Annotated in this window: 24 protein-coding genes; 9 read left to right on the top strand and 15 right to left on the bottom strand. The window is 47.1% G+C overall.

Translation table 11 applies throughout. The annotated features are described in order from the left end of the window. Positions 1 to 70: 70 nt before the first annotated feature. The 4 genes from AAKU64_RS03940 to AAKU64_RS03925 all read right to left on the bottom strand — a co-directional run bounded on the left by AAKU64_RS03940 (position 71) and on the right by AAKU64_RS03925 (position 4,408). The gene (locus AAKU64_RS03940; protein WP_354330275.1) at positions 71 to 889 is read right to left on the bottom strand and encodes a DUF4198 domain-containing protein; all 819 of its coding nucleotides are present in this window, start codon (positions 887 to 889) and stop codon (positions 71 to 73) included. Between the two features lie 112 nt (positions 890 to 1,001). Beyond that, positions 1,002 to 1,514: a DUF2271 domain-containing protein gene (locus AAKU64_RS03935; protein WP_322120497.1), complete on the bottom strand. Its 513-nt coding sequence runs from the start codon at positions 1,512 to 1,514 to the stop codon at positions 1,002 to 1,004. Positions 1,515 to 1,637: 123 nt separating this feature from the next. Next, the gene (locus tag AAKU64_RS03930; RefSeq protein ID WP_354361497.1) at positions 1,638 to 2,288 is read right to left on the bottom strand and encodes a PepSY-associated TM helix domain-containing protein; all 651 of its coding nucleotides are present in this window, start codon (positions 2,286 to 2,288) and stop codon (positions 1,638 to 1,640) included. A 422-nt stretch (positions 2,289 to 2,710) separates the two neighbouring features. Next, complete coding sequence (locus tag AAKU64_RS03925) at positions 2,711 to 4,408, bottom strand: methyl-accepting chemotaxis protein (RefSeq protein ID WP_354361483.1); 1,698 nt, start codon at positions 4,406 to 4,408, stop codon at positions 2,711 to 2,713. A 569-nt stretch (positions 4,409 to 4,977) separates the two neighbouring features. Here AAKU64_RS03925 and AAKU64_RS03920 point away from each other — a divergent pair. The 3 genes from AAKU64_RS03920 to AAKU64_RS03910 are packed head-to-tail and all read left to right on the top strand — an operon-like array spanning position 4,978 to position 8,312. Then, positions 4,978 to 6,309, top strand: coding sequence for an efflux RND transporter periplasmic adaptor subunit (locus AAKU64_RS03920; protein ID WP_354334515.1), 1,332 nt, complete (start codon positions 4,978 to 4,980; stop codon positions 6,307 to 6,309). A gap of 10 nt (positions 6,310 to 6,319) precedes the next feature. Further along, positions 6,320 to 7,561: an ABC transporter permease gene (locus AAKU64_RS03915; RefSeq protein WP_354334513.1), complete on the top strand. Its 1,242-nt coding sequence runs from the start codon at positions 6,320 to 6,322 to the stop codon at positions 7,559 to 7,561. A 1-nt stretch (position 7,562) separates the two neighbouring features. Beyond that, positions 7,563 to 8,312 carry an ABC transporter ATP-binding protein gene (locus AAKU64_RS03910; protein WP_354361481.1) on the top strand — a complete coding sequence of 250 codons (750 nt, stop codon included), beginning with the start codon at positions 7,563 to 7,565 and terminating at the stop codon, positions 8,310 to 8,312. A 30-nt stretch (positions 8,313 to 8,342) separates the two neighbouring features. Here the strand turns inward: AAKU64_RS03910 and AAKU64_RS03905 are convergent, their stop codons facing one another. The 6 genes from AAKU64_RS03905 to AAKU64_RS03880 form a co-directional block, all read right to left on the bottom strand. Further along, a complete protein-coding gene (locus tag AAKU64_RS03905; protein ID WP_354334509.1) occupies positions 8,343 to 9,326 on the bottom strand; it encodes a CysB family HTH-type transcriptional regulator in 984 nt (327 codons plus the stop codon). 134 nt (positions 9,327 to 9,460) lie between these two features. Beyond that, positions 9,461 to 10,537, bottom strand: a complete 1,077-nt coding sequence (locus AAKU64_RS03900) for a sulfate/molybdate ABC transporter ATP-binding protein (protein ID WP_354361479.1) — start codon at positions 10,535 to 10,537, stop codon at positions 9,461 to 9,463. A 39-nt stretch (positions 10,538 to 10,576) separates the two neighbouring features. After that, complete coding sequence (gene cysW / locus AAKU64_RS03895) at positions 10,577 to 11,497, bottom strand: sulfate ABC transporter permease subunit CysW (RefSeq protein ID WP_354361477.1); 921 nt, start codon at positions 11,495 to 11,497, stop codon at positions 10,577 to 10,579. Next, positions 11,497 to 12,366 carry a sulfate ABC transporter permease subunit CysT gene (cysT, locus tag AAKU64_RS03890; protein WP_354361475.1) on the bottom strand — a complete coding sequence of 290 codons (870 nt, stop codon included), beginning with the start codon at positions 12,364 to 12,366 and terminating at the stop codon, positions 11,497 to 11,499. Before cysT ends, cysW begins: the two co-directional genes overlap by 1 nt. Before the next feature lie 145 nt (positions 12,367 to 12,511). Next, positions 12,512 to 13,216, bottom strand: a complete 705-nt coding sequence (locus AAKU64_RS03885; protein WP_354334503.1) for an EAL domain-containing protein — start codon at positions 13,214 to 13,216, stop codon at positions 12,512 to 12,514. 11 nt (positions 13,217 to 13,227) lie between these two features. Continuing rightward, positions 13,228 to 13,380, bottom strand: coding sequence for a hypothetical protein (locus AAKU64_RS03880; protein WP_354334501.1), 153 nt, complete (start codon positions 13,378 to 13,380; stop codon positions 13,228 to 13,230). Positions 13,381 to 13,889: 509 nt separating this feature from the next. Here AAKU64_RS03880 and AAKU64_RS03875 point away from each other — a divergent pair. After that, a complete protein-coding gene (locus tag AAKU64_RS03875) occupies positions 13,890 to 14,423 on the top strand; it encodes a cysteine hydrolase family protein (RefSeq protein ID WP_354334499.1) in 534 nt (177 codons plus the stop codon). Positions 14,424 to 14,559: 136 nt separating this feature from the next. Here the strand turns inward: AAKU64_RS03875 and fahA are convergent, their stop codons facing one another. Continuing rightward, positions 14,560 to 15,897, bottom strand: coding sequence for a fumarylacetoacetase (fahA, locus tag AAKU64_RS03870; protein ID WP_354334497.1), 1,338 nt, complete (start codon positions 15,895 to 15,897; stop codon positions 14,560 to 14,562). Positions 15,898 to 15,921: 24 nt separating this feature from the next. Next, positions 15,922 to 17,262 (bottom strand): homogentisate 1,2-dioxygenase, encoded by a 1,341-nt coding sequence (gene hmgA / locus AAKU64_RS03865; RefSeq protein ID WP_354334495.1) that lies wholly within the window; start codon positions 17,260 to 17,262, stop codon positions 15,922 to 15,924. Positions 17,263 to 17,400: 138 nt separating this feature from the next. Here hmgA and AAKU64_RS03860 point away from each other — a divergent pair, with 138 nt between their 5' ends. Together AAKU64_RS03860 and AAKU64_RS03855 are read left to right on the top strand one after the other, a co-directional pair. Next, positions 17,401 to 18,306 carry a LysR family transcriptional regulator gene (locus AAKU64_RS03860; RefSeq protein WP_354334493.1) on the top strand — a complete coding sequence of 302 codons (906 nt, stop codon included), beginning with the start codon at positions 17,401 to 17,403 and terminating at the stop codon, positions 18,304 to 18,306. A gap of 229 nt (positions 18,307 to 18,535) precedes the next feature. After that, positions 18,536 to 19,672 (top strand): alpha-hydroxy acid oxidase, encoded by a 1,137-nt coding sequence (locus tag AAKU64_RS03855; protein ID WP_354334491.1) that lies wholly within the window; start codon positions 18,536 to 18,538, stop codon positions 19,670 to 19,672. A gap of 118 nt (positions 19,673 to 19,790) precedes the next feature. Here AAKU64_RS03855 and AAKU64_RS03850 read toward each other — a convergent pair whose 3' ends face one another. Then, complete coding sequence (locus tag AAKU64_RS03850; RefSeq protein ID WP_354334489.1) at positions 19,791 to 20,252, bottom strand: Hsp20 family protein; 462 nt, start codon at positions 20,250 to 20,252, stop codon at positions 19,791 to 19,793. Positions 20,253 to 20,562: 310 nt separating this feature from the next. Here AAKU64_RS03850 and AAKU64_RS03845 point away from each other — a divergent pair, with 310 nt between their 5' ends. From AAKU64_RS03845 to AAKU64_RS03835, 3 genes are all read left to right on the top strand, one after another. Then, on the top strand, positions 20,563 to 21,111 hold the full coding sequence (locus AAKU64_RS03845; RefSeq protein ID WP_354334487.1) for a thymidine kinase: 549 nt from the start codon (positions 20,563 to 20,565) through the stop codon (positions 21,109 to 21,111). 195 nt (positions 21,112 to 21,306) lie between these two features. Then, on the top strand, positions 21,307 to 21,684 hold the full coding sequence (locus AAKU64_RS03840; RefSeq protein WP_322120480.1) for a hypothetical protein: 378 nt from the start codon (positions 21,307 to 21,309) through the stop codon (positions 21,682 to 21,684). 354 nt (positions 21,685 to 22,038) lie between these two features. Beyond that, positions 22,039 to 22,380: a hypothetical protein gene (locus AAKU64_RS03835; RefSeq protein WP_322120479.1), complete on the top strand. Its 342-nt coding sequence runs from the start codon at positions 22,039 to 22,041 to the stop codon at positions 22,378 to 22,380. Positions 22,381 to 22,659: 279 nt separating this feature from the next. Here AAKU64_RS03835 and AAKU64_RS03830 read toward each other — a convergent pair whose 3' ends face one another. Next, positions 22,660 to 23,127, bottom strand: coding sequence for a hypothetical protein (locus AAKU64_RS03830; RefSeq protein ID WP_354334485.1), 468 nt, complete (start codon positions 23,125 to 23,127; stop codon positions 22,660 to 22,662). Between the two features lie 294 nt (positions 23,128 to 23,421). Continuing rightward, positions 23,422 to 23,979: a fasciclin domain-containing protein gene (locus AAKU64_RS03825; RefSeq protein ID WP_503012632.1), complete on the bottom strand. Its 558-nt coding sequence runs from the start codon at positions 23,977 to 23,979 to the stop codon at positions 23,422 to 23,424. Between the last annotated feature and the right edge of the window lie 353 nt (positions 23,980 to 24,332).

Raw genomic sequence — 24,332 nt, 5'->3', positions numbered from 1 at the left:
GAATGAAGACATGCGTCATGCCGTTGAAGTTCAGTTACAAACTGATGCGCTAATTAAAAATGACATTCGATTACTGTGGCAGCACTTCCAGTGTCGCTGAATAATTTGCCCGTCGTTCTTTAGCGCCTTTGACCGTTGATTTATCGTCTTTAACCGAAGCTTCTAACCAATACATACCAGCCGTTTTCCAGGTAATCGTCAGCTTGCCGTCTGCATCGGTCGTCAAGGTTTGTTCGCCCAAATTCTGGCGATAACGAATGCCGCCCGGGATGACACTGACACTGACATTGGCGGCGGGTTTGCCGTCTAATACCAGACGGAAGCTGGCGTTTTCACCGGCGACCAGATCATTCGGATGCGTAATCGCTTGCATCTCTAATCCTTTGCCGGTGACCTCTAATGCTTTTGTGCTCGGCTTGCCGTTGGTGACAAAGGTTTCGATCCGGCCTTGCATCTGGCTGATGACGACATCTTCTGCATCTGCAGGGATTTCTTTGCTGATGTTTTCCGCTACGCCGCGCCAGCGTTTTGGTACGCCTTTATCTTTGTAGCTGGCAAACACCGCGTTGTTGAGCAAGCTCACTTTGTAGGTGCCGATTTTTTCCAGATGCAGATCAAAGCTGCTGCGCAGTTTGCCTGTGCTGGCGTTTTCTTCTTTTGCGTTGCTACCATCCGGTGCCGTGATCAATAAACTATCCAGCTTAAGCGGCTGATGATCCATGAAGAACACATCTGTAGCCGCGGCCGCATCAATGCTGACCCATGGCGCATTGCCTGCGGTAATAGTCGATGTCGGTAATAAGAAAGCGCGATGCGCCTGTGCCGCCAGCGGCAAACTGAGTGCGAGTGAAGCTAGTGATAAAGCGATGATTTTGGTAGCGGGTTTCATACTATTCCTTGCAGGTATTGAATGTGAAGTAGCGCATCAACCGAGATGCAAATTAAGATGCAGCTTTAAATAAATGCACACCGAGATTGCGATTCAGAGTAAAACGCAGCAATTAAGGTTTGACGTTGAGCGCAATTGCACCCAGCTCATTGCTACCTTGTGCTTTGGCATTTTGTTCTGTCTTGCCACCCCATTGGAAAGGTACTTTGACCACTTCACGCCCGCCACCTTCACGCGCTGCTTCTGTCACTAACTGATAGTCGCCAGCTGGTAGTTTGGCTAAAGCACCTTTATCGCCCGCAAAATTCAACGTGTATTCACCCACGACACGGGTTGCACCACTCACACCATCCACTGGCAATTGCAAATCGCGGCCGCTACGACGCCACCATTGACGCAAGTCTTTTAAGTATTTGAGACCTTCGTTATCGCGTTTTTTTAAGTCGTACCAAACAGCCAGATTACCGGCGAAAGTCTGATCGGATTTTTCTATCCACATGGCGACATACGGTCGGTGATACTCAGCCACATTCAGGCGCGGCACTTCTAATTTAACGGTCAGATCAGCAGCCATGGCAGAACTGCCCAACAAACTGGTGATGGCAAAAGGGAGCAACTTACGCATACAAAAAACCTCTGGGTAAATAAAATACGGTTAACGATGATCGCTATTCATTGAAGAAATAGCGGATTGTGCAGGTAAATTAGCTGGCGACTGAGCTGGCGTAAGTAAAACAAAAGCAATACATCAATGCATAAACAGAATCGCTAATAGCAGCGGTAACACTAATCCTAAACCGACAATGGGCCAGGTAATAGGGCGATTGCCTGCATGCATTTTGAGCAGGAATAATCCGGTGATACAAAAAATTAAACAGGCAACGGCGAAGATATCGATAAACCAGCTCCATGCGCTGCCGGTGTTGCGACCTTTGTGCAAATCGTTGAGATAGGCGATCCAGCCGCGCTGGGTTTTTTCATATTCCAACTCGCCCGTGTCCAGCGCAATACGCAGCCAGGCATCGCCGCCGGGGCGCGGCAAGGATATATACACTTCCTCTGGCGACCATTCAGCTGCTTGCTTGCCCACGCTGATGGACTGCTGTTGATCCAGCCATTGCCTCAGATCGTCGGGCAGGGGATCTTGTGCGTCTTTGCCATTGCTGTGCTTAGTTTGTTTTAATGTTGCCAGTATCGCCGCAGGAATTTGACCGGATTTTTTGGTGACTTGGGGATGCGCCTCAATTTGGGCGGAATGATTGAGCGTGATGCCGGTTGCAGCAAACATCAGCATGGCGATCAGACATAATGCCGAGCTGATCCAATGCCATTGGTGCAGATGCCGCAGCCAGAAAGCGCGCGTGCTTTGTTGGCCAGCGATCGATTTGCTTGTTGGCATGAGCGGCGTGATTGGCTTGCTTAAATTCGTGGATTGCTTGGACTGCTGTTTGGACTCGTCAGTGAGTTCGTTTGTCCCGGTGTTGCCCATCATGTTTGTACGTTGCCATTCAAATTAACATTATAAATGCGAATAATTCTCATTATATCTAGTAAGGCTGAACTTAGGCAATAGGTTTGCTGTTTTTTATTCTTCTATTTTTATCGGGAAGATTCTTTACCTTTTCAATATACTCCCCATTTAATTTATTAAAAATGTCGTATCGTCCAATGATCCTATGAACAACTTAAATATACTAGCTATGAGTATATGTTTTATCTTACTTGTATTTTGTCCGTATCTTGTTGCTAAATGTCAGTGACTTGATAAGCCCGAAGATTGTCACGCCCGATTCAGTCCAAATTAAAGCTTGAATCACTCAGTCATTTGCGACGCGGTGCTGCTAAAGCGCGTGTATTTGCCGATCTTGCGTTACTGCGATTTTCGATCACCGAGATCGTTCCGGTGTTCTGCGCTTTTTGCGCTTTGACAGTTTGTCCGTCCAGAAGTTTAAAGACCACCACGACTTGCGATAATTTTTCTGCCTGTTCATGCAAACTTGCGGCAGCCGCCGCGGCTTGTTCTACCAGCGCGGCATTTTGCTGCGTCATTTCATCCATTTGAGTAATGGCTTGGTTGACTTGTTCTATGCCAGTGCTTTGTTCGCTGCTGGCGGACGTGATCTCGCTCATGATGTCGGCAACACGTTTAACTGAACTGACGATCTCGGTCATGGTTTCGCCTGCTTTAGCGACTAACACACCGCCGGCATCGACTTGATCTGCGGAGTCGTTGATCAGCGATTTAATTTCTTTCGCTGCGGATGACGAGCGTTGCGCCAGATTTCTGACTTCATTCGCAACTACCGCAAAACCGCGCCCCTGTTCTCCCGCGCGGGCCGCCTCTACCGCCGCGTTCAATGCCAGGATATTGGTTTGGAAAGCGATGCTCTCAATCACAGAAATAATATCGGTGATCTTGAGCGAACTTTGTTTGATTGATTCCATCGTCTCAACCACTTGCGATACGACTTGTCCGCCTTTGCCTGCCACCTCCGATGCCGACAATACCAGCTGATTAGCCTGCCGCGCGCTGTCTGCATTTTGCTTAACGGTCGAGGTTAATTCTTCCATCGAGGAGGCGGTTTCTTCCAGTGAACTGGCTTGCGATTCTGTGCGTGACGACAGATCGGAATTGCCAGAGGCAATCTCGCGCGAGGCGATGGTAATCTGATCAGAGCCTTGGCGGACATTGCTGACGATGCCTGCCAAGTTTTGGCTTACGCCATTGAAGGCTTGCATTAGCTGACCGATTTCATCCATGCGCCCCACATGCAATTGTTTGGTCAGATCACCAGCGGCAAGTTGTTGCGACACCTTAGTTGCCTGAACCAAAGCATCACTAACCATGAACTTGACCGCTTTATGAACGATCAATGCCATACCTACTAAGGCAAGCAGACCAAATAAAAGATACCAGTTGCGCAACTCGGTTAGTGCTGTCGCATTCTGCTTGCTGACGGCGATCACGGCTGAGCTAAACATCCACACATACAAACTCATAATACAAGTGACTACGCCAAACGCCATTAAGGCAACCTTGCTGGCGATACTCATTTGATGGACTTCGCTGACATCAATGCCGACAAACAAAACAGCAACCATTCGCCCGCTGCTATCGAGCACCGGATCATATTGCGTCATATAAGGCTTACCAAATAATGAGGCGTAACCAACGTAAGATTTACCCGACATGACCAATGCATAACCGGGATGGGCGCGGTCCAAGATCGTGCCCAAAGGCCGCTCGCCATTGGGCTTTTTGATCGAGCTAGTAATCCTGATCAGGTCGTCGCCACTTTTAACGAACACAGTAGCCGCCACACCGGTTTCAGCGGTAAATTTGTCCAATAATCCAAAGTTTAGATTTAAGTCGGTCGAACCGCTTTTTAATACGGGCGTCAATTTGCCCATCACGTCAACTGAACGACCGGCATCGATCGTAATATTGCTATGGAAAATTTGTCGCAGTTTTGTTGCCGCCTGACCTACCTGTTTTCGTAATGAAATAAATTTTTTCATGATTAAGTTCTTTCGCTTTAAACTGGGCTGGAGGAGTCTGGCTAGGCTTTACTACGAAATTGGTTTGGACAACGTATACATCAACATTAGCAACATTAAGATTTTTATAACTCTGTCATGATTTACCTGAAAATACAACTATGTAACAGAATGTAATTGCAATATTTTATGTCTACGGTGTTATTCAAACACTAAAAATAGTTAACAATAAAAAACCCATTCGTTTGATATGTATCAACGAGTGCGGGTTGTTACTTATGCATACTTCGGATGTCTTACAAGTTACCGTGACCGCATCTGCTGCCATCGCTGATTCCGTATCAGTTAGTTTGACGCTGCGTGCATTGTTGCTAACGACGAGATGACTTTCTCAATCGAGATGCCGAGCGCTTGTTAGCTTCACGATCGTGATTAAATCTCCACACTAAGCGCGTTAATGCACAAAGAAATAGCGTTTTGGCGATATAGCATGAGCTCTTCAAACGATATGAACCGATATCGCAGTCACACAATCGTTCCAGTGCACCAGCGTGTCACAAAGACAAATAACTGATCGAATAGGCATCGTCATGTTGGACAAGTCAGTCTTCCTAAAGTACAAGTGGAAAATAGTGGCTGGCTTGATTGTCGCCAGCTTGTTTTTCGCCTTTTTGACGATCTGGTGGCGTGGACCACAAGTCTTCGTAGTCAGCGTTGTACGGCGAGATTTTGTTCAGTCAGTGGTTGCCAGTGGCCATGTCGAGACACCGCACCGGGTCGATATCGGAGCACAAATCACAGGCACCGTCGTCAGGGTGCCTGTGATCGAAGGGCAAACGGTAAAAGCGGGCGATGTCTTAATTGAGCTTGATACGGCAGAGTTGCTTGCAAATGAGCGTCAGGCGCGATCTGCTTCAGTACAAGCGCAGACCCGTGTCCGTCAGTTGCGTGAGGTGCAGGCGCCAGTTGCCGAGCAGGCATTGCGTCAGGCACAAGTCAGTCTGGATAATTCAAAAGCCACATTGAAGCGTAATCAGGATTTATTCCAGCAGGGCTTCATTGGAGCCGCTGCTCTGGACGATGTGCGTAAGGCGGCTGAACTTGCCGATGCGCAGCAACGGACGATGCAAAAGCAGTTAGAAACGACACGTCCATCGGGTAGTGATTTTGCCTTGGCAGAAGCGAATCTGATCGGTGCCAATGCCAACGCAGATGCAGCGAGCGCGCGCGTCAAATACGCAAGAATCATTACTCCTGTGGGTGGGATATTAATCAGTCGTGCGGTTGAGGTGGGTGATGTAGTGCAGGCCGGTAAAGTGTTAATGACCTTATCTCCGGATGGACGTGCACAATTGGTTGTACAAATTGATGAGAAAAATCTTCGCTTGTTAGTCTTGAATCAAACAGCGATTGCTTCTGCAGATGCATACCCTAAGTTGCTTTTTCCGGCAGCATTGGTCTATATCAATCCCAGTATCAATGTTCAGACCGGAGCGGTTGAAGTCAAACTCGATGTATCGAATCCGCCTCAGGTATTAAGACAAGATATGACGGTCTCGGTTGATATTGAAGTCGCACGCCGGCCTCACGTGTTGTTAGTTCCTGTCAGCGCTTTAACAGAAAGTGATAAAGATCCTCCATCCGTGTTGAGAGTAGAGCAGTACCATGCCATACGACGCGCGGTCAGTACCGGTCTTCGTAGCGGGGGATTGGTTGAAGTACTCAGCGGTGTGGATGAGGGCGACCTCGTTCTTGCATCACCGGGCACGATCAAGTCAGGCGCGCGGGTACGGGTCATTGCATCCGACACGTCAAAGGCTAAAGTGGAAACCAATCTGCTTGGTACTGTGATGAGCAGCCCGGCTTCGAATTCAGCTGCGAGTCTGCCCGCCAATTCCGCCAATAAGCCAGTAGCACAATGAGGGGTGAGTAATGTTAACAGCCTGGCTTCCGTTTGAATGGATTGTTGCTATTCGCTTCTTGCGGGAGGGGCGGCTACAGACCGTATTTATTATTGCGGGCGTCGCGATCGGGGTTGGCGTAATTGTGTTTATGTCCGCTTTGCTCAGTGGCTTGCAGTCTAACTTTATCAAGCGTGTTTTATCAGCACAAGCCCATATTCAACTATTGCCTCCGCAGGAAGTCACCCGTCCGTTACGACCAATTGTAATTTCAGCGAATGCCGAAGTCGAAGGCGCGATTATTCAACCACCCTTGCAAAGAATAAAGTCGATTGATCAATGGCAAGCCGTGGCAACACAGATACGTGCCATGCCCGATGTCCTCGTGGTATCGCCGGTAGCTGGCGGATCGGCCCTCGTTGTGCGTGGTAGCGTCAGTCATGCGATTACGGTCAGCGGGATCGAGCCTGACTTGTATTATCGGATAGTGGATATCAATGACAAAATAGTACGAGGAAAATCGAGTATTTCAGGGGCAGAGATACTGATCGGGACAGAATTAGCCAGCGACTTGGGCGTCGACGTGGGGGATAAATTATTGATTTCGACAGCGAGTGGTGCGACCAGCACGCTCACAATTGCTGGGATTTTTGATTTGGGGAATAAAGGCGCAAATCAGCGCAATACGTTTATCGCATTGCATACCGCGCAAAGCCTGTTAGGTTTGCCAGGCGGCGTATCCAGTCTTGAAGTCACTGTGCGGGATGTTTATGCTGCGGAAGTGATTGCGCAACAGATTACTGCCGCGACCGGTGTAGAGGCAGACAGCTGGATTAAAACCAGTGCCCAATTTTTTGCCGCCGTCAGTGCGCAAACTACTGCCAACACGGCAATACGGTTTTTTGTTGGTTTGTCGGTCGCGTTCGGGATTGCGAGTGTGCTGGTTGTCGTGGTGGTTCAAAAGTCACGAGAGATCGGAATACTGCGCGCCATGGGGATTTCTCAAGGACAAATACTCAGAGTGTTTTTATTGCAAGGCGGCGTACTTGGTCTCGGCGGTGCGGTCGCAGGCTGTGCTATTGGTGCTATGGCCTTGGTGTTGTGGCAGCGGTACGCGCGAAATGCTGACGGCACGGCCTTATTCCCCCTACAGTTTGATCCGGCTTTATTCATTACCGCATTATTACTGGCAACGATGACCGGACTGCTCGCCGCTTTTGCCCCGGCTTTAAGAGCGGCTCGTCTTGACCCGGTAGTGGCGATCGGTGGCTGATATGACCTCTCCATCCAATGTGACTAATCCCCTACCGGAGTTGTCTGCTTCCCCGGAAAAATTGCCAGTTGGCGACATCGTTGTACAACTACGTGGCGTCCGAAAGACATTCAATATAGGAACCCCGATTGCGACAGAAGTACTGCATGGTATTGATCTCACCTTACATCAAGGTGAATTTTGTGCTGTAATGGGACCCTCCGGTTCTGGCAAAAGTACCTTGCTCAATATCGTCGGGCTACTGGATCGTCCGTCAGCGGGAACAATTGCGATCTGTGGCGAAGAGACGACTGCACTTGATGACAAAGCGGTGACTCGTTTGCGAGGTCACAATATTGGTTTTGTCTTTCAATACCATCATCTGATTACCGCATTCACTGCACTCGAAAATGTCATGATGCCGATGCTAGGTGCCGAGGAATTTCCGAACAAGCAAATGCAGGAGCGCGCAGCAGCTTTACTCGGCGATGTGGGTCTGACAAACTGGCAAAATAATCTGGCGGGCAATCTAAGCGGAGGACAGCAGCAACGCGTCGCATTAGCACGTGCGCTCGCGATGAATCCGGCTTTGCTGCTAGCCGATGAGCCGACGGGTAATCTTGATACCAAAAGCGCTGATGAAGTTTTTAACTTATTGCGGCGTTTTAATCACGAACAAAAAACGACAATTTTATTTGTGACCCACAATCCTGACCTGGCTAGCCGCTGTGACAAAACAATACAGGTAATTGACGGCCTGGTTACTGGTTAGCGACTATCCTTATCAGAGACCAGGCAGCGCTCAGGATTCTTGTTCCGGTGCGATTGCGAGCTGGATGTCTTCGCGTTTTAACTCTGGTGCAAATTGCAAAATAAAATCCAGAATATAGCTGCGCAGATAAGCACCACGGCGTACTGCCAGGCGCGTTACGTTGGGGGCAAACAAATGGCTGGCAGGCAGCGCTTTTAAGGCGCTGTAACGCTGATTTGCCGGATTGACGGCGCCATTGGTATCGTTGCCACTTTCTACCGCCATTTCTGCCACCAGACCTACGCCCAATCCCAGCGCTACGTATTGCTGAATCACGTCCGAATCCATCGCCGTCAGCACGATGTCTGTGCGCAAACCAGCTTGTTTAAATGCCTGATCAATATGGCCGCGGCCGGTAAAGCCGACGTCGTAAGTGATCAAAGGGTAATTCGACAAATCTTCCAGCGTGATGGGCGTCTGATTGAACTGAGTTTTGCGCAGCAGCGGATGGCCGTCTGGCACGACGATTACGTGATTCCATTGATAGCAAGGGAAAGAGACTAAATCTTTAAATTGTGACAGACCTTCAGTCGCAATCCCCACATCGGCCTTACCTGATAAAACCCATTCGGCGATATGTTCTGGCGAGCTTTGCTGGAGTGCGATGCGCACATCGGGAAAACTATTTCTAAATCCTTGTACTACTTTCGGCAGCACATAGCGCGCTTGCGTATGCGTGGTCGCAATCGTTAGCGTGCCTTTGGTCTGATCAGAATAATCATCACCGGCTTGCTTCAGATTTTCTGCCTCTAGCAACAGACGTTCGATGATGTGCAAAATGCCTTTGCCTGGCTCAGTCAATCCGGTCAGGCGTTTGCCGTTACGCTCGAAGATATCAACGCCGAGTTCTTCTTCCAGCTCACGGATTTGACGACTGACGCCTGGCTGTGAGGTGAATAAAACATTCGCCACTTCAGTCAGGTTATAGCCGCAACGAGCAGCTTCGCGGATAGAGCGTAATTGTTGGAAGTTCATGATTTTTCTTACTATAAAATTTGTAGGAGCTTCTAAAAATTTCATTATCGGGATACAGAGCAAGATCTATCCCGTAGCAATACGTCGGTATTGCGAGGAGATACAACGCCGCGATGCGCCCTAGAATGGGATTTTTAGGAGTCTCCCGACGTCTGATCGACAAAGACAGCCAATCGTCTGGGTTTGACTACCAGGATTTCACCGACTTTGAGTTTGAGCTGGTTATAGCGCTCGCTAGAGATCATGGCCTCTAGCAAATCGCCATTGTCGTCACGCTCTAGCTCCAGTTGCGCCAACGGTCCTATGCTGTGTACGCGGCGTAATTGCACCACCAGACCATCCGCACCGGGTGAATAGCGATCAATTTCCAGCTCATGCGGACGGACATAACCAATACCTGTCGCGTCACGGGTCGTCGCATGATCTGGTGCATCAAAAGCAACACCACCAGCATCCAACGTGCCTTCATGGATACGACCACGGAACAAGTTAACGTTCCCCAAAAAGCCGTACACAAAAGGCGACGCCGGATTTTGGTAGACCGCTGCCGGCGCACCGATTTGTTCGACCTTGCCTTGATTCATCACGACGATTTTGTCGGCGACTTCCAAGGCTTCTTCCTGATCATGCGTGACAAAAATACTGGTCACATGCAGATCATCATGCAAGCGCCTTAACCAGCGACGCAGCTCTTTACGCACCTTGGCATCTAGCGCGCCAAACGGTTCATCCAGCAGCAAGACGCGTGGTTCTACCGCCAACGCACGCGCCAGCGCAATCCGTTGTCGCTGCCCGCCAGATAGCTGCGGTGGATAGCGATCTGCCAGCCAATCGAGCTGGACCAGGTCGAGTAATTTATGGACTTTCTCTTTAATCACAGCGTTCGAGGGGCGCAAGGCTCGTGGTTTTACTCGCAAGCCAAATGCAATATTTTCAAAAATCGTCATGTGCTTAAACAGCGCATAGTGCTGGAACACAAAACCCACCTGGCGTTCACGCACATGCTGCGCCGATGCGTCCTGACCATCTAACAATACTTGTCCTGCATCGGCATGTTCCAGCCCGGCGATGATGCGTAACAGCGTAGTTTTTCCGCAGCCAGACGGACCTAAGAGCGCGGTTAATTCACCGCTAGGAAATTCGAGCGATACGTCATTAAGCGCGGTAAAGCTGCCGAATTTTTTTTGTAAATGTTGTACTGCGATACTCATGACTTACTCCTGAATTCTTACTCTTAAAATTTTCTTAATTTACTCTTGCGGAAGCGCCTGATTTTCTCGCGTGCGCCATTCAACAATCGACTTCAGCGCCAGCGTCAGCAATGCCAGCAAAGTCAGCAGTGATGCCACCGCAAAAGCCGCAGTAAAGTTATATTCGTTATAGAGAATTTCGACTTGCAAAGGCATGGTATTAGTCTCGCCACGGATATGCCCGGACACCACCGACACCGCGCCAAACTCACCCATGGCGCGGGCGTTACATAAGATCACGCCGTATAACAAGCCCCACTTAATATTCGGTAAGGTCACATGCCAGAAGGTTTTCCAGCCAGAGGCACCGAGTACCAAGGCAGCTTCTTCTTCCTCGCTACCTTGTGCTTCCATCAAGGGAATCAACTCACGCGCAATGAAAGGGAAGGTCACAAAAATAGTCGCCAGTACGATGCCAGGCACCGCGAATAAAATCTTGATGTCATGTTCCCGCAACCACGGACCAAGCCAACCTTGCGCACCAAACAACAAGACATAAATCAAACCAGAAATCACAGGCGATACCGAGAACGGTAAGTCAATCAAGGTCAGCAAAAACTGTTTACCACGGGACTCAAATTTAGCAATCGTCCAGGCGGCGGCGACACCAAAAACTAGATTCAGCGGTACTGCAATGGCGGCGGTAATCAACGTCAGTTTGATGGCGGACAAAGCATCCGGTTCGACGATGGCCTTAAGGTAAACTTCCCATCCTTTTTTAAACGCTTCAAAAAATACGGCTGCCAGCGGAATGAACAAGAACACAGTTAAAAAAGTCAGCGCCGTGATGATTAACAGCGCACGGACCCATAAAGGTTCTAGCGTGGCAGACAAACTAATTGCCGGCTCGGTGCGACGTGGTGCTGAAGTCTGAATTGGTGTCTGAACTGGCGGGGGAAACGCAATTGGGGTACTGGTCATTATGCAGGCTCACTTTTGTTACGGTTGCGGCTCCAGGATTGTAATAAATTGATCGTCAACAGCAAGCTAAAGGACAGCATCAGCATGACGACGGCAATCGCGGTCGCACCGGCGTAATCGTATTGCTCTAATTTTGTGATCATAAACAGCGGGGTGATTTCGGACACCATAGGCATATTGCCTGCGATAAAAATCACTGATCCGTATTCACCCGTAGCCCGCGCAAAGGCCAGCGCAAAGCCTGTTAGCAGAGCCGGCAAGATGGTTGGCAAAATCACTTTGACAAAGGTTTGCCAATGGCTGGCACCCAGACTGATGGCGGCTTCTTCTAATTCTTTTTCGGCTTCTTCCAACACCGGTTGTACGGTGCGTACCACAAAAGGCAAACCGATAAACGTCAGCGCCACTAATACACCCAGCGGCGTAAACGCGACTTTGATACCCAGCGGCTCCAGATATTTTCCCAACCAGCCATTCGGCGCATACAGCGTTGCCAAGGTGATCCCCGCAACCGCAGTCGGCAGCGCAAACGGCAAATCTACCAGCGCATCAATCAGACGTTTGCCCGGAAATTTATACCGTACCAACACCCAGGCTACGATCCCGCCAAACACCACATTGATCAGCGCGGCTAAAAACGAGGCACCAAATGTCAGGCGATAAGACGCCAGCACCCGCTCCGATGTGACGGTATTCCAAAACGCCTCCCAGGTCATGGTAAAGGTTTTTAAGAAAGTCGCCGACAGCGGGATCAGCACAATCAGGCTGAGGTACAGCAGAGTAAATCCCAAGGTCAGATGAAAACCCGGGATAACTCTGCTGGGTGCATTGCGCTGTTTTTGCAGCTTAGGAGTGAGTGAGAATGCCATTCGTTATTACTTATTTAGCCGTTGAGGGGCAATAATGGCACTCGCTCGTTATATAGAAAACGATTTTTTTCGAATTTTGATAGATGAATTTCGTATAAAGGGCAGGATTTTTTGCGGGAAGTTACCGGTCATATAAGTATTTTGCTCAAGCAGCTTTCGCAATCTCGTTATCGACGCCAAGGCTGGCCTTGGGTGTATCCAGCAAAAATCCCTGCAAGAAATAAGGCAAGGTCTGGTTGGCTGACAGCTCTTCTACAATCTGTGCCAATGATTGCAACTGCTGATCTGTCTCTATCCGCTTAAATATGACGCGACTACCGAGTTGATTTGCATGCTTCAATAAAGTCCGCAACGAGTCGTGTTGTGCAGACTCAGCCCCAGCGTCCTTGGCGACAACCTGGCGTACATCAATCTTGATGACATCGGGACGTATTTTTGCCATGAGCTCCAATGCCTGCAAGGTATCGCTCGCATGCACGCCTATCCTAAAACCGTTACGTCGATAATTGTCTGCTACGTGTTGCAGCATCCAGCGCTGATTAGGAATAATTTGTGGCAATTGCAAAACGATCTGCTGCTGTGGCAACTCCAGCAGATGAAGAATCCGCCGAAACGCCGCGCCATGATTACCTTCTACCGCGGTTAACAAGCGGGTGTGGATGCTTAAAAACAAATCCAATGTCGTCGTCTGCGATGACGCTTGCTGGTAAAAATTGATCGTATGCAAAATCCGGCATAAGCTATCTAGCTCTACTGACTCATCATCATTAGCGGCGTGGTCAAGCAATTTCCAGATATGTAAGCCCTCGCCATCAACAGCATAACTACGGGCATAACCATCATAAGCCACGATGTGCTGATCTAGATGAGCCGAACTGGCTGAAATGTACTCGTCAAGGTCGAATGAAAATATCGCCCCAAAGCTTGGCCTTGCGCATCCAGACGGATGTGAGTGTTAGCTGGATTGGCAAGCTGTAAATGCCGCAAATATTGTTGTAAAGCAGGAGATGTCATGTTGACTCCAATGCGTATGTCGGTAAAAAATACGCTTGATATTGAATATACTCCCCACTAAATTATTAAAATATGCTCTATTGTCTAGGAATTACATGGACAATTAAATATACCAATAGGGAGTATATATATTTAGCGAAAATAGGTTTTACCAGAATATTCAGTAAAATTTTAATAAAGACGTTGCAACCAATATCGACCGCCGAGGCTAGTTTTGATTGCATGCCATCGGTTATTGCTGTTTGTGCCTTGCAGAATAAAACACACTACAAAAAATCAGAACGAATCGTTTCGCGGTTGGATAGTTGGTTTGCGCATATGTGCAGAATTACACTATGTCGCAGTGGATATCTGGGATTTGCCCCAAGGACTAGGTAGAGCGGCAATTTACGCAAAACAAGCTTATAAAAATTAATCGTCTATGTAGGCGGCCTAATATGACGCCGCATATACGATCATATAAAATAACTATCCGCTTAGTTACTCATAATGAAAACTGACTCCAAACCATGAAAACAGCACTGTTAATCATCGATGTCCAGCAAGGTTTATGTGAAGGTAAGTACGCCACTTTTGAATCGCAACGTGTCATTGCCAACATTAATATGGTGTCAAAAAAAGCGCGAGATGCAGGTGCGCTCGTGATCTTTATCCAGCATGAGTCATCATCAGGTTTACTGGCATTTGGCAGCAAAGCTTGGCAACTGGCGGACGGTCTTCATATTGAGCCAAGCGACTTACGGCTTCGTAAGACTGCTTCAGATTCTTTTCATCAGACGGAGTTAGATTCTTTGCTGAAACAGCATGCGATAACTGATCTGATTATTTGCGGTATGCAGACAGAATTTTGTGTTGACACCACGGTGCGCAGAGCATTGGCGTTGACTTATCCTGTGGTCTTGGTTGCGGATGCACATACCACTGAAGATAGCGAGATTTTGACTGCCGCGCAGATCATCCGGCATCATAACCGCACCCTCACCAATATAGACAGTTTTGGGGTGCTCGCTATTGCCGTTGCGGCGAGCGATGTGCTGATCTAACTAAGATATAAGTTAGATAAGTTATATAAGATGAGTCAGGCGTTTATGGTTTAGCGACGATCTGTCAGTACATCGATAAAAAAAGCGCATGCAAAATTCATTTGCATACGCTTTTTTTATTTAATCAGTTCACAGTTTAAAATTGTCGTGCAGGCAGTAAAGTTCCTTCAACTTCCCCAAAACCTATCCGCGGCAAGCCTGACTTTTCCGTCCAGGCGCGCATGATGACGGAGTCGCCATCTTCCATAAATGTGCGTTGTTCACCGTTACTTAATATCAGTGGCTGTTTGCCGCCGACACTCAGTTCCAACAACGATCCCGCTTCTTCCGGTGTAGGACCCGATTGAGTTCCAGAGCCGAGTAAATCTCCAGCCCGCAGGTTACAACCGTTGACGGTGTGATGCGCCACTAATTGCGAAACGCTCCAGTAAGAATGACGGAAGTTAGAAAGCGATAAACGCTGCGCAGGCAGGCCTTGCTCACGCATAGATTTGGTTTGTAGCAAAACTTCCATCTGCACATCAAATGCACCTTGCTCACGCACCGCTGCAGAATCCAGATACGGCAGCGGTTGCGGGTCGGTAGCATCACGTTGCCACTGCAAACGGTAGGGCGCCAAAGCTTCTAGCGTGACGACCCAAGGCGAAATCGTGGTGGCAAAATTCTTTGCTAGGAAAGGTCCTAGTGGTTGGTATTCCCAGGCTTGCATATCGCGTGCCGACCAATCGTTGAGCAAACATAGGCCAAACACATGCGATTCTGCGTCATCAATCGCTACCGCATCGCCGAGTGCATTACCTCGCCCTACAAAAATACCAATCTCGGCTTCATAATCAATCCGCTTTGCTGCACCAAACACTGGAGTTGTCGCCGTCGGTGGCATAGTTTGTCCGACAGGGCGACGGAACTGCTGACCAGAGATCACAACCGATGATGAACGACCATGGTAGCCAATTGGTACCCATTTGTAATTGGGCATCAGTGGATTATCAGGACGGAATAATTTACCCACAGCCGTCGCATGATGGATGGAAGTGAAAAAATCGGTGTAGTCACCGATGTGTGCAGGCAGAGCATATTCCGCATTTGCTTGCGGCACTAAAGCACTTTTCAATAAATCTTGTTGTGACATACCTTCACGCAGCGCTCGAGATAGTTGCAGACGTAATGTTGTCCAGGTCGCGTTCCCTAACTCCATTAAGGCATTTAAGTGATTACTGCGGATCGCCTGATCAAATGCCGTCGATTTTAACGTTGAAAAAACACCTAGCGTATGTGCTGCGGCAAGATCCAAAATCCGATCACCAATCGCGACACCGATACGGAAATTTTCTGCAGTCCCTTTCTTGCGGAACACGCCATAAGGCAAATTTTGTATCGGAAAATCGCTGTTGATATCATTCGCAGAGGTGACCCAGCTACGCAAGTTAATATCGTGGGTTTCATTCAATTGCAGAGTCGCTTGATTGCTCATATTGAGGTTCCTATTTGGATATCGTTAGGCTTGATTGGGATTGAAATTTTTCTTGATACCCATCCAGCATTGGTAGTAATCGGCTTGCAATTGCGGAGACGTCATTGCCGCACGCGTCGGCTTGATGATGGTTCGAGTCTCGATCATAAAGGCCATGGTATCAGCGATCTTATGCGGTGCGCTGGTGTCGGCTGTACTTGCTTTGTCAAACGTACCAGCATCCGGGCCATGACCACTCATACAATTATGCAGACTGGCGCCACCGGGTCTGAACCCTGCGGATTTAGCATCATACTGGCCGTGGATTAAGCCCATAAATTCGCTGGCGATATTACGATGGAACCAGGGCGGACGGAAGGTATTTTCTGCTGCCAGCCAGCGCGGTGGAAAGATCACAAAGTCGATGGTGTCAACGCCCGGGGTATCACTGGCAGATTGCAAGACTAAAAAAATCGACGGGTCGGGATGGTCATAACTGATAGAGCCGATGGTATTAAAGTGCCGCAAGTCATATTTGTAGGGCGCAAAATTACCATGCCATGCAACGACATCCAGCGGCGAGTGGCCAATTTTGGCAGACCACAAATTGCCACTAAACTTAGCCAGCAATTCAAAATCACCTTCGCGGTCTTCATAGCTCGCATGCGGAGTCATAAAGTCGCGTGGGTTTGCCAGGCCGTTGGAGCCTATTACGCCCAGATCCGGTAGCTTAAACGCGGCGCCAAAATTTTCGCAGACATAACCGCGCGCGGCACCATCCGGCAGCGTGATTTGAAACCGGATACCACGCGGGATGACAGCGATTTCTTGCGGCTCAATATCGATGACGCCGAGTTCAGTTTTAATCTGCAAACGACCTTGTTGCGGAATAATCAGTAACTCCGCATCAGCATCATAAAAAAACCGATCACTCATATCGAGATTCGCCGCATACAAATGGATAGCACAACCGCTTTGTGCGTCCGCTGAGCCATTCCCCGCCATCGTCATCCACGAGTTAATAAAATCGATCGCTTTATCCGGCATCGGCAACGGATCCCAGCGTAATTGATTGGGTGTCGATGGTACCTGATCAAACTGATTAGTCATCGCGCCATTATCAATTTGCACGAAGGGCTGATGCATTGCCGCTGGCCTGATCCGGTATAACCATGAGCGGCGATTGGAATGGCGCGGTGCGGTAAATGCCGTGCCAGAAATTTGTTCGGCATATAAGCCATACGCACACTGCTGTGGTGAGTTCTGATTTTTGGGCAATGCGCCGGGCAAGGCTTCGGTGGCGAATTCATTCGCAAATCCGGTTTGATAGCTGCGCTGGATAGAAGAATAGGCAGAATTAGCGGAATGTTCTTTAATGTGCGGCATGGCAGTTCCTACAGAAATAAGCGCAATTTTGATGTGACATCAATATAGTCCAGCTAGTCAAAACCTGCGACATAAATACAAAAATGTACTACATTCACAAAATCAATAATGGTTAAGAACTTTTTAAGCGATTTTTAAATGATAGAACCGAAAGACATAGACCTGAACTTGCTGGTAATTTTTCAGGAAGTATTTCAGGACAGGCAAATTTCATCTGTCGCAAAAAAGCTAGGGCTATCCCAACCCGCTGTCAGTAACGCGCTGGCAAGGCTGCGCCGTACTTTTGATGATGAATTATTTGTCCGTACGGTGTTAGGCATGCAACCAACCCCGTTAGCCACCGGCTTAGCTGAGCCAATCGCCAGCGCTTTAGAAAATATTCGCCAGGCATTAAATCAACAAGAGAGTTTTGATCCCGCAAGCAGCAAACGGCAATTTACGATTGCGATGACGGATGTGGGTGAGGTTTATTTTATGCCTGTGCTGGTGGAGCGATGTCAGTTATTGGCGCCACAATTGCAGTTTTCTACCGTCCGCGCCAGCAGTATTGATCTGAAGTCCGAGATGGAGGCTGGGCGGATTGATTTAGCGATTGGCGCATTTGATACGATTTCTGGCGCACTCTACCAGCGTCGACTGTTTAAACAAAATTATGTCAGCATGTTCCGTAGTAGCCATCCTTTAGCTGGTGACAAAATCAGCTTGAGTGATTTTTTAGCAGCACAACACTTGATCGTGGCATCGCAAGAGAGTCCTTACGACAGGATTAATCAAAGCTTGGATAAGGCAGGCATCAAGGCGGCAGCACATTTTTGTGTGCCACATTTTGTGGCAGTACCTTATATAGTCAGCACGACCGATCTGTTAGTGACGGTGCCGCAAAAGTTGGCAGAGCGTGCCGCAGCGCCGTTCAATTTAAAGTATGTTCGCCCGCCGCTACGCTTACCTTCTTTGCAAACGAATATATTCTGGCATCGCCGCTATAACCAGGACGAAGGCAATCAATGGTTGCGCCAGTTTATTGCAGAGCAGTTTGCGGAGTAAGTCAGCTTGTCAAACTAATGGGGTGAAAATCCTTCACCCCAGGACTGAAAGCTTTTCTGCCATCGCCATAAAGTTTTGCCCTACACTTTGTATCTTAGGACTTACGCAAAATTGTTCCAGCAAGGCGCAGCGACGAAGACAGTACTTGAGTACGACGAGTCGTTGCAACGCAGCTGGGGTATTTTTGCGTAAGTCCTGTATCTATAATTAATTGTGACGGAGAATCAGCATGCCCATCATCACCTGCGTAGAAGACTTGCGTTTACTGGCAAAAAAAAGGGTACCGAAAGCCTTTTATGACTATGCCGATAGCGGTTCCTATACCGAGAGCACGTATCGCGCCAATACCGATGATCTGGCCAAACTGAAGCTACGTCAGCGGGTTGCCATCAACGTTGATCAGCGCTCTACCCGCACGACGATGGTAGGGCAAGAAGTTGCCATGCCTGTCGCGATTGCTCCGACAGGATTGACGGGCATGCAATGGGCTAATGGCGAGATGCTGGGCGCAATCGCAGCAGAAAAATTTGGTATTCCTTTCACGCTCTCCACCATGAGTATTTGTTCGATTGAAGATGTGGCGAGCGTTACTACAAAACCATTCTGGTTTCAGCTCTATGTCATGCGAGATCGTGGCTTTGTCAAAGAAATGATACAGCGGGCAAAAAATGCAAAATGTTCGGCCTTAGTATTGACGTTGGATTTGCAAATTTTGGGTCAGCGACATAAAGATATCCGCAACGGCATGTCAGTTCCGCCAAAATTAACGCTGGCAAATATCCTTGATCTGGCGACCAAACCAGCATGGGCGCTACGCGCATTGACTGGTCGTAAAACCTTTGGCAATTTAGTTGGACACGTCAAAGGAGGTGATGGGATTTTAACCCTGAGTCAATGGACTGCGAGCCAATTTGATCCAACCTTAAATTGGGATGACGTGGCCTGGATCAAAAAAGAGTGGGGTGGCAAGTTAATTCTTAAAGGCATCTTGGACGTAGAAGACGCTAAATTAGGCGTCGCAGCCGGTGCCGATGCGATCATCGTTAGCAATCATGGTGGTCGTCAATTAGATGGCGCAATGTCGTCCATACAAGCATTGCCAGCTGTTGTGGATGCGGTCGGGCACTTAACCGAAGTCTGGTTTGATGGCGGCATTCGCACTGGTCAGGATATTTTAAAAGCCACTGCTTTGGGCGCGAAAGGCAGCATGGTTGGACGTGCCTTTTTATATGGCTTGGGTGCGATGGGTGAGCAAGGCGTGACTAAAATGCTGGAGATTTTGCACAAAGAATTAGATGTCAGTATGGCGCTGACAGGTACTAAAGATATTCGTGAGGTTGGGCGACATAATCTGGCACAGCTGTAGAGATTTAACAGAGCAGATTACTAAAAAATCACTGCACAGAAAATATCTGTGCAGTGATTTTTGCTATCGTCTTGTTATAAACCGGAGCGATATCAATTCGTGATATCGCTCCGATCTTTTAAGCCGCTTCTAATTCAGCTTGTTTGACGATATGCAAGTTATCGCCATCAATTGCAATTTTTCTTGGCTTATATACTTCAGGTACTTCGCGGATTAATTCTATATTCAGTAAACCATTATCTAGTTTGGCACCAACCACTTTGACGTGATCTGCTAGGCGGAAACGGTGCTCAAAATCACGTGCTGCAATACCGCGGTGCAAGAAGGTGGATTGAGTCTCATCCTTTTGTTTTCGACCAACGATTTTTAAGGTGTCTAATTCGCTTTCCAACTCCAGTTCAGAGCGCTCAAAGCCAGCGACAGCCATCGTGATGCGGTATTTATCTTCGCCGATCAATTCGATGTTGTAAGGTGGATAGCTGGGGGCTGCATCAGTGCGTTGCGCTTCATTAAATAAATGCGCTAAACGGTCAAAACCAATGGCAGAACGGTACAGTGGGGCAAAGTCAAAATTACGCATGATATATCCTCAAAATAAAAGTAAGCGATATGGAAAAAAGCTATTTTCAGCTCCATGCTGAATAAGCTAGCAAGCCTCTGTTGAGCACTTGCTAATACAGATATGGGCATACTGTTTTAGAATTTCAAGACTTTATTTTTTCAAAAATTTTTCAATCAGATTTATTATTTTTATTAAATAATTTTATCGTTGATTTATTTCATATTTTTGTAATGAGTAAATTGATGCTTCGGTTATCTATTACCTGAAGCGGAACGAATGGATTTACAATCACGTCCGACATTGGAATTACAATTATTTAAAAAATTTTATGGCAAAACTTTATTTCAGATATTCAGCAATGAACGCAGGTAAATCTACTGCCATGCTACAAGTCGCTCATAACTATGAAGAGCAAGGACAAAAAGTGCGGCTGTACACGGCGGCAATTGATCATCGTTACGGTCAGGGCAAAGTGACATCACGTTTAGGCCCGCAACGTGATGCGGAGATATTTGATGCCGACTACGACTTTTTACAAGCCATCCCACAAGTCAATTGTGTGTTGGTAGACGAAGCACAATTTTTGACATCGGCTCAGGTACGTCAGTTGCATCAGCTCGCACAAGTCAAAGGCGTACCGGTAATTTGCTATGGTTTGCGTAGCGATTTTATGGGAGAACCATTTCCTGGATCGGCTTATTTATTGACACTTGCCGACGATATTGAAGAGCTAAAAAATATCTGTGCTTGCGGAAAAAAAGCCACTATGAATATTCGTCTGGATGCCAATGGCAAGCGTGTTAAAGCGGGCGAGCAAGTAGCGATTGGTGGCAATGAACGGTATCAACATGTGTGCGGTAAATGCTTTTATTCTTGAGAAATTTTCTTCTGCTCAGCGCCTGTGCGATTTCCTGTAATACGTAAAAATAAAAATAAAAATACGCAGTAACAATTCGCAACACTTTACCTGTCAACAGAAACTAAGCGAGTGGCGTTTGAGAGATACGTAGATTGACTACGTGAAGTAAATAAGAGCCGATAAAGGCAAACATACTCAAGAACAGGATTAATCATGAACAAGCTGATCACCACACTCGTCGCTACTACTTTCGTCATGGGTACAGCGTTCGCCCAAACAACTACGACAGCGAAACCTGTAGCTCCATCTGCGTCGGCCTCTGCCAGTGCAAGTGCTTCAGTCGCTGCCTCTACCACCACAGCACCAGTCGTTGGCAAAGCTGCTACGGCTTCTTCTGCTACCCATATCATCAGCAAAACAGCGAGTGCAACGACACCAGCTGCATCTGCTCCAATTGCAAAAATAACGCCAGCGTCGGAAGAGAAGTTAGATGCGAAAACTGAGGTTAAACAATCTGAGCCTAAGCATAAAACTCATGCCAAAGCGAAAGACGTAAAAACGGAAGATGTAAAACCAAAACCAGCTCAGTAATTAGTTCAAGAATGTATTTGTATTTTACTAAGTGTATTTTGTTAAATAAATTGCATTAGACGTGACTTTTTAGCTCAGTCCACAACAAAAATCCGGCGCTTTAAACGCCGGATTTTTTATTTATATATTTATATTATTTAGACTTCCATTTACAGAAATAACATTTTATTACCAAATAAAATTGCAAAAAAAGTTTAAATCAAGGCCAAAACTACATAAAAAATGGGTTTTTACAGAGAATTCCAAAAAAAATCCAAATTCTTGTCAACCAAGATGGGGAGATAAACGCTTTTAGCTACGAGGATAAGACATTTCTGTAACAGAAATGCTCCGATAAATAGGGAGTACTTACAAATGATCTACGAATTATTAATCCGCTCTTCTGGACAAAATACAGCGTCATCCAACAATCTGGTTTGGATCGATGCAAACTTATCGACACGATCATTTGAAAAATGGCTCACAGATCGCTCCCTGTTAAATAAAACTGGTAACGCACCAGTTGCGCGCTGGAGCATCATGCAAACCGACAGACCAGCTCATTTCAAGCTTGACAGAGATACAGCGGCGCTGGAGCACCACATCTCTGAATTGATCAACGGTAATCAAGTTATCAAAGCCGTACCTGATGCGTTGAAAGCCTTAAAGGCGTTCCAGTTAGCATCCGTCACGAAAGAGCTTGCTGAAGTTTTTTAATCAGGGCTTACGCAAAGACGTCTTAGCGGCGTCATGCATCCTAGGTTGATCTTCTTCCAAGAGCAATTTTACGTAAGCCCCGCCGGTTCGTTTTCATCTTCATTCATTTCAGACTTGTGTTGAGTTTAACTTGTCTGAGTTATTAAAAATCCCCCATCACATATTGAATGCCATGGGGGATTTTTAATGCCTGTACTTATTGCAATAAAAATTCTTGCAATAAAAAAGTCTGACAATTATTTTAATTGTCAGACTGGAGATGGATAAATCAAATTCAAATTAATTATCTCTACGGCCTCTGCCATGGTCATCACCATGATCTTCATCGCGGCCTTTGCCGTGACCCCGGTCATGATCCCTGTCATAGTCTCTGCGATCATCGCGGTAGTCTCTTCCGTGTTCATGTTCTCTGTAGCGCGGCACATAGACATCGCGGTACCAACGTTCTTGCACAAAATAGACTGGCTGGCCGCAGGCATTATAGTTGCCGCAATATTTACGCCAATTTTTTTGATGTCCAGGCGGTACGTATAAGTACATTGGTTCTCTGACGACGCCAACGGGTGCTGCATAGATCACTGTTGGCCTGCTATAAACGACTTGTGGGCCTGGTACGCTGCCTATATCAATGCGACCGTACATACCTGGCTGCGCGATGTTGATGGAGACGCCGATGTCCGCAGCAAACGCAGATCCGGTTGCTGCGATGATGGACGTTACTGACATCGCTAGTATAAATTTTTTCATCATTTCTACCTCATACGCCTTGCGGCAATATCTATACAACGTTACCCAAACACATCCGTTGACCTAATAACGATTGCTGCTTCTGTTATGTTAGATGAATAGACTGTATAAAGTTCCGTCCTAGATGCATTTGTATAAGAGACGCGCAATAAAAATGCAAACGGCGTGTAGTGCGAATGGTTCGCGCTACACGCCATAGAAGAGCAACATAGTAGTCGCTAAGCAATAAATTCGACTACTAAGTTCTTTAAATTAATAACAAATGCGTCAAAAATCAGTGCAGCATTTGACCAATTATTTTGGCATTAAAACAGTATCAATCACATTGATTACGCCATTAGATTGATACACGTCATACGTGCTGATATTGGCTGTGTTGCCGCTTTCATCCATCACTGCAATATTGTGTTTTCCGTTCATGGTGAACATCAATTTACCACCGCTTGCCGTTGGCAAAGTTGCTTTGCCGGACTGCTTGGTGATCTCGCGTTCGAGCGCCATAAAATCATACTTACCTGGCACCACATGGTAGGTCAAAATTTTTGTCAGTGTTGCTTTGTTCTCTGGCTTGACCAATGTTTCTACCGTGCCCGCCGGTAGTTTGGCGAAGGCTGCATTGGTTGGTGCAAATACGGTGAAAGGACCTTTGCTTTTCAGTGTATCTACCAGGCCGGCTGCTTTGACAGCCGCGACTAATGTTGTGTGATCTGCGGAGTTGACGGCATTGTCAACAATATCTTTACTTGGAAACATACTTTGACCACCGACCATCACGGTCATGTCAGCAGCATAGCTGGCACCGAACGTCATCATGGATGCTACGAACAGAATTGCTGGGCTAAATTTACGCATGTCTATCTCCTGAAGAATTACTTGTGCATGATTGCCTAATCATTTACGCGAGCAAGGATCAATCGGATTCAAGAAATAAAAAAATAAGTGATTTAACTCCATAAAAAAACGGCATCGTTACTCCAATAAAATTCAGTCGTTTTTTTATCGGAGATAGAAAATATCCATTTGAATTTCCTATCTGTTGATGGATATACTAGTGGAGAGTATATATTACTTGTCCAGGTATTATTTGGACAGTGAAGGGTTTTTTATAAAATTGATAGGGAGTATATTGAATTAACTGAAATTAATCTCAATTAAAAGAGCGCAAATTTGCGATGTATTTGAGCTCTAGTTGTCATTAATTAGCT

Source organism: Undibacterium sp. GrIS 1.8 (assembly GCF_040544445.1).
Lineage (GTDB): Bacteria > Pseudomonadota > Gammaproteobacteria > Burkholderiales > Burkholderiaceae_D > Undibacterium.
This window is presented reverse-complemented; position numbering and strand designations above follow the sequence as displayed.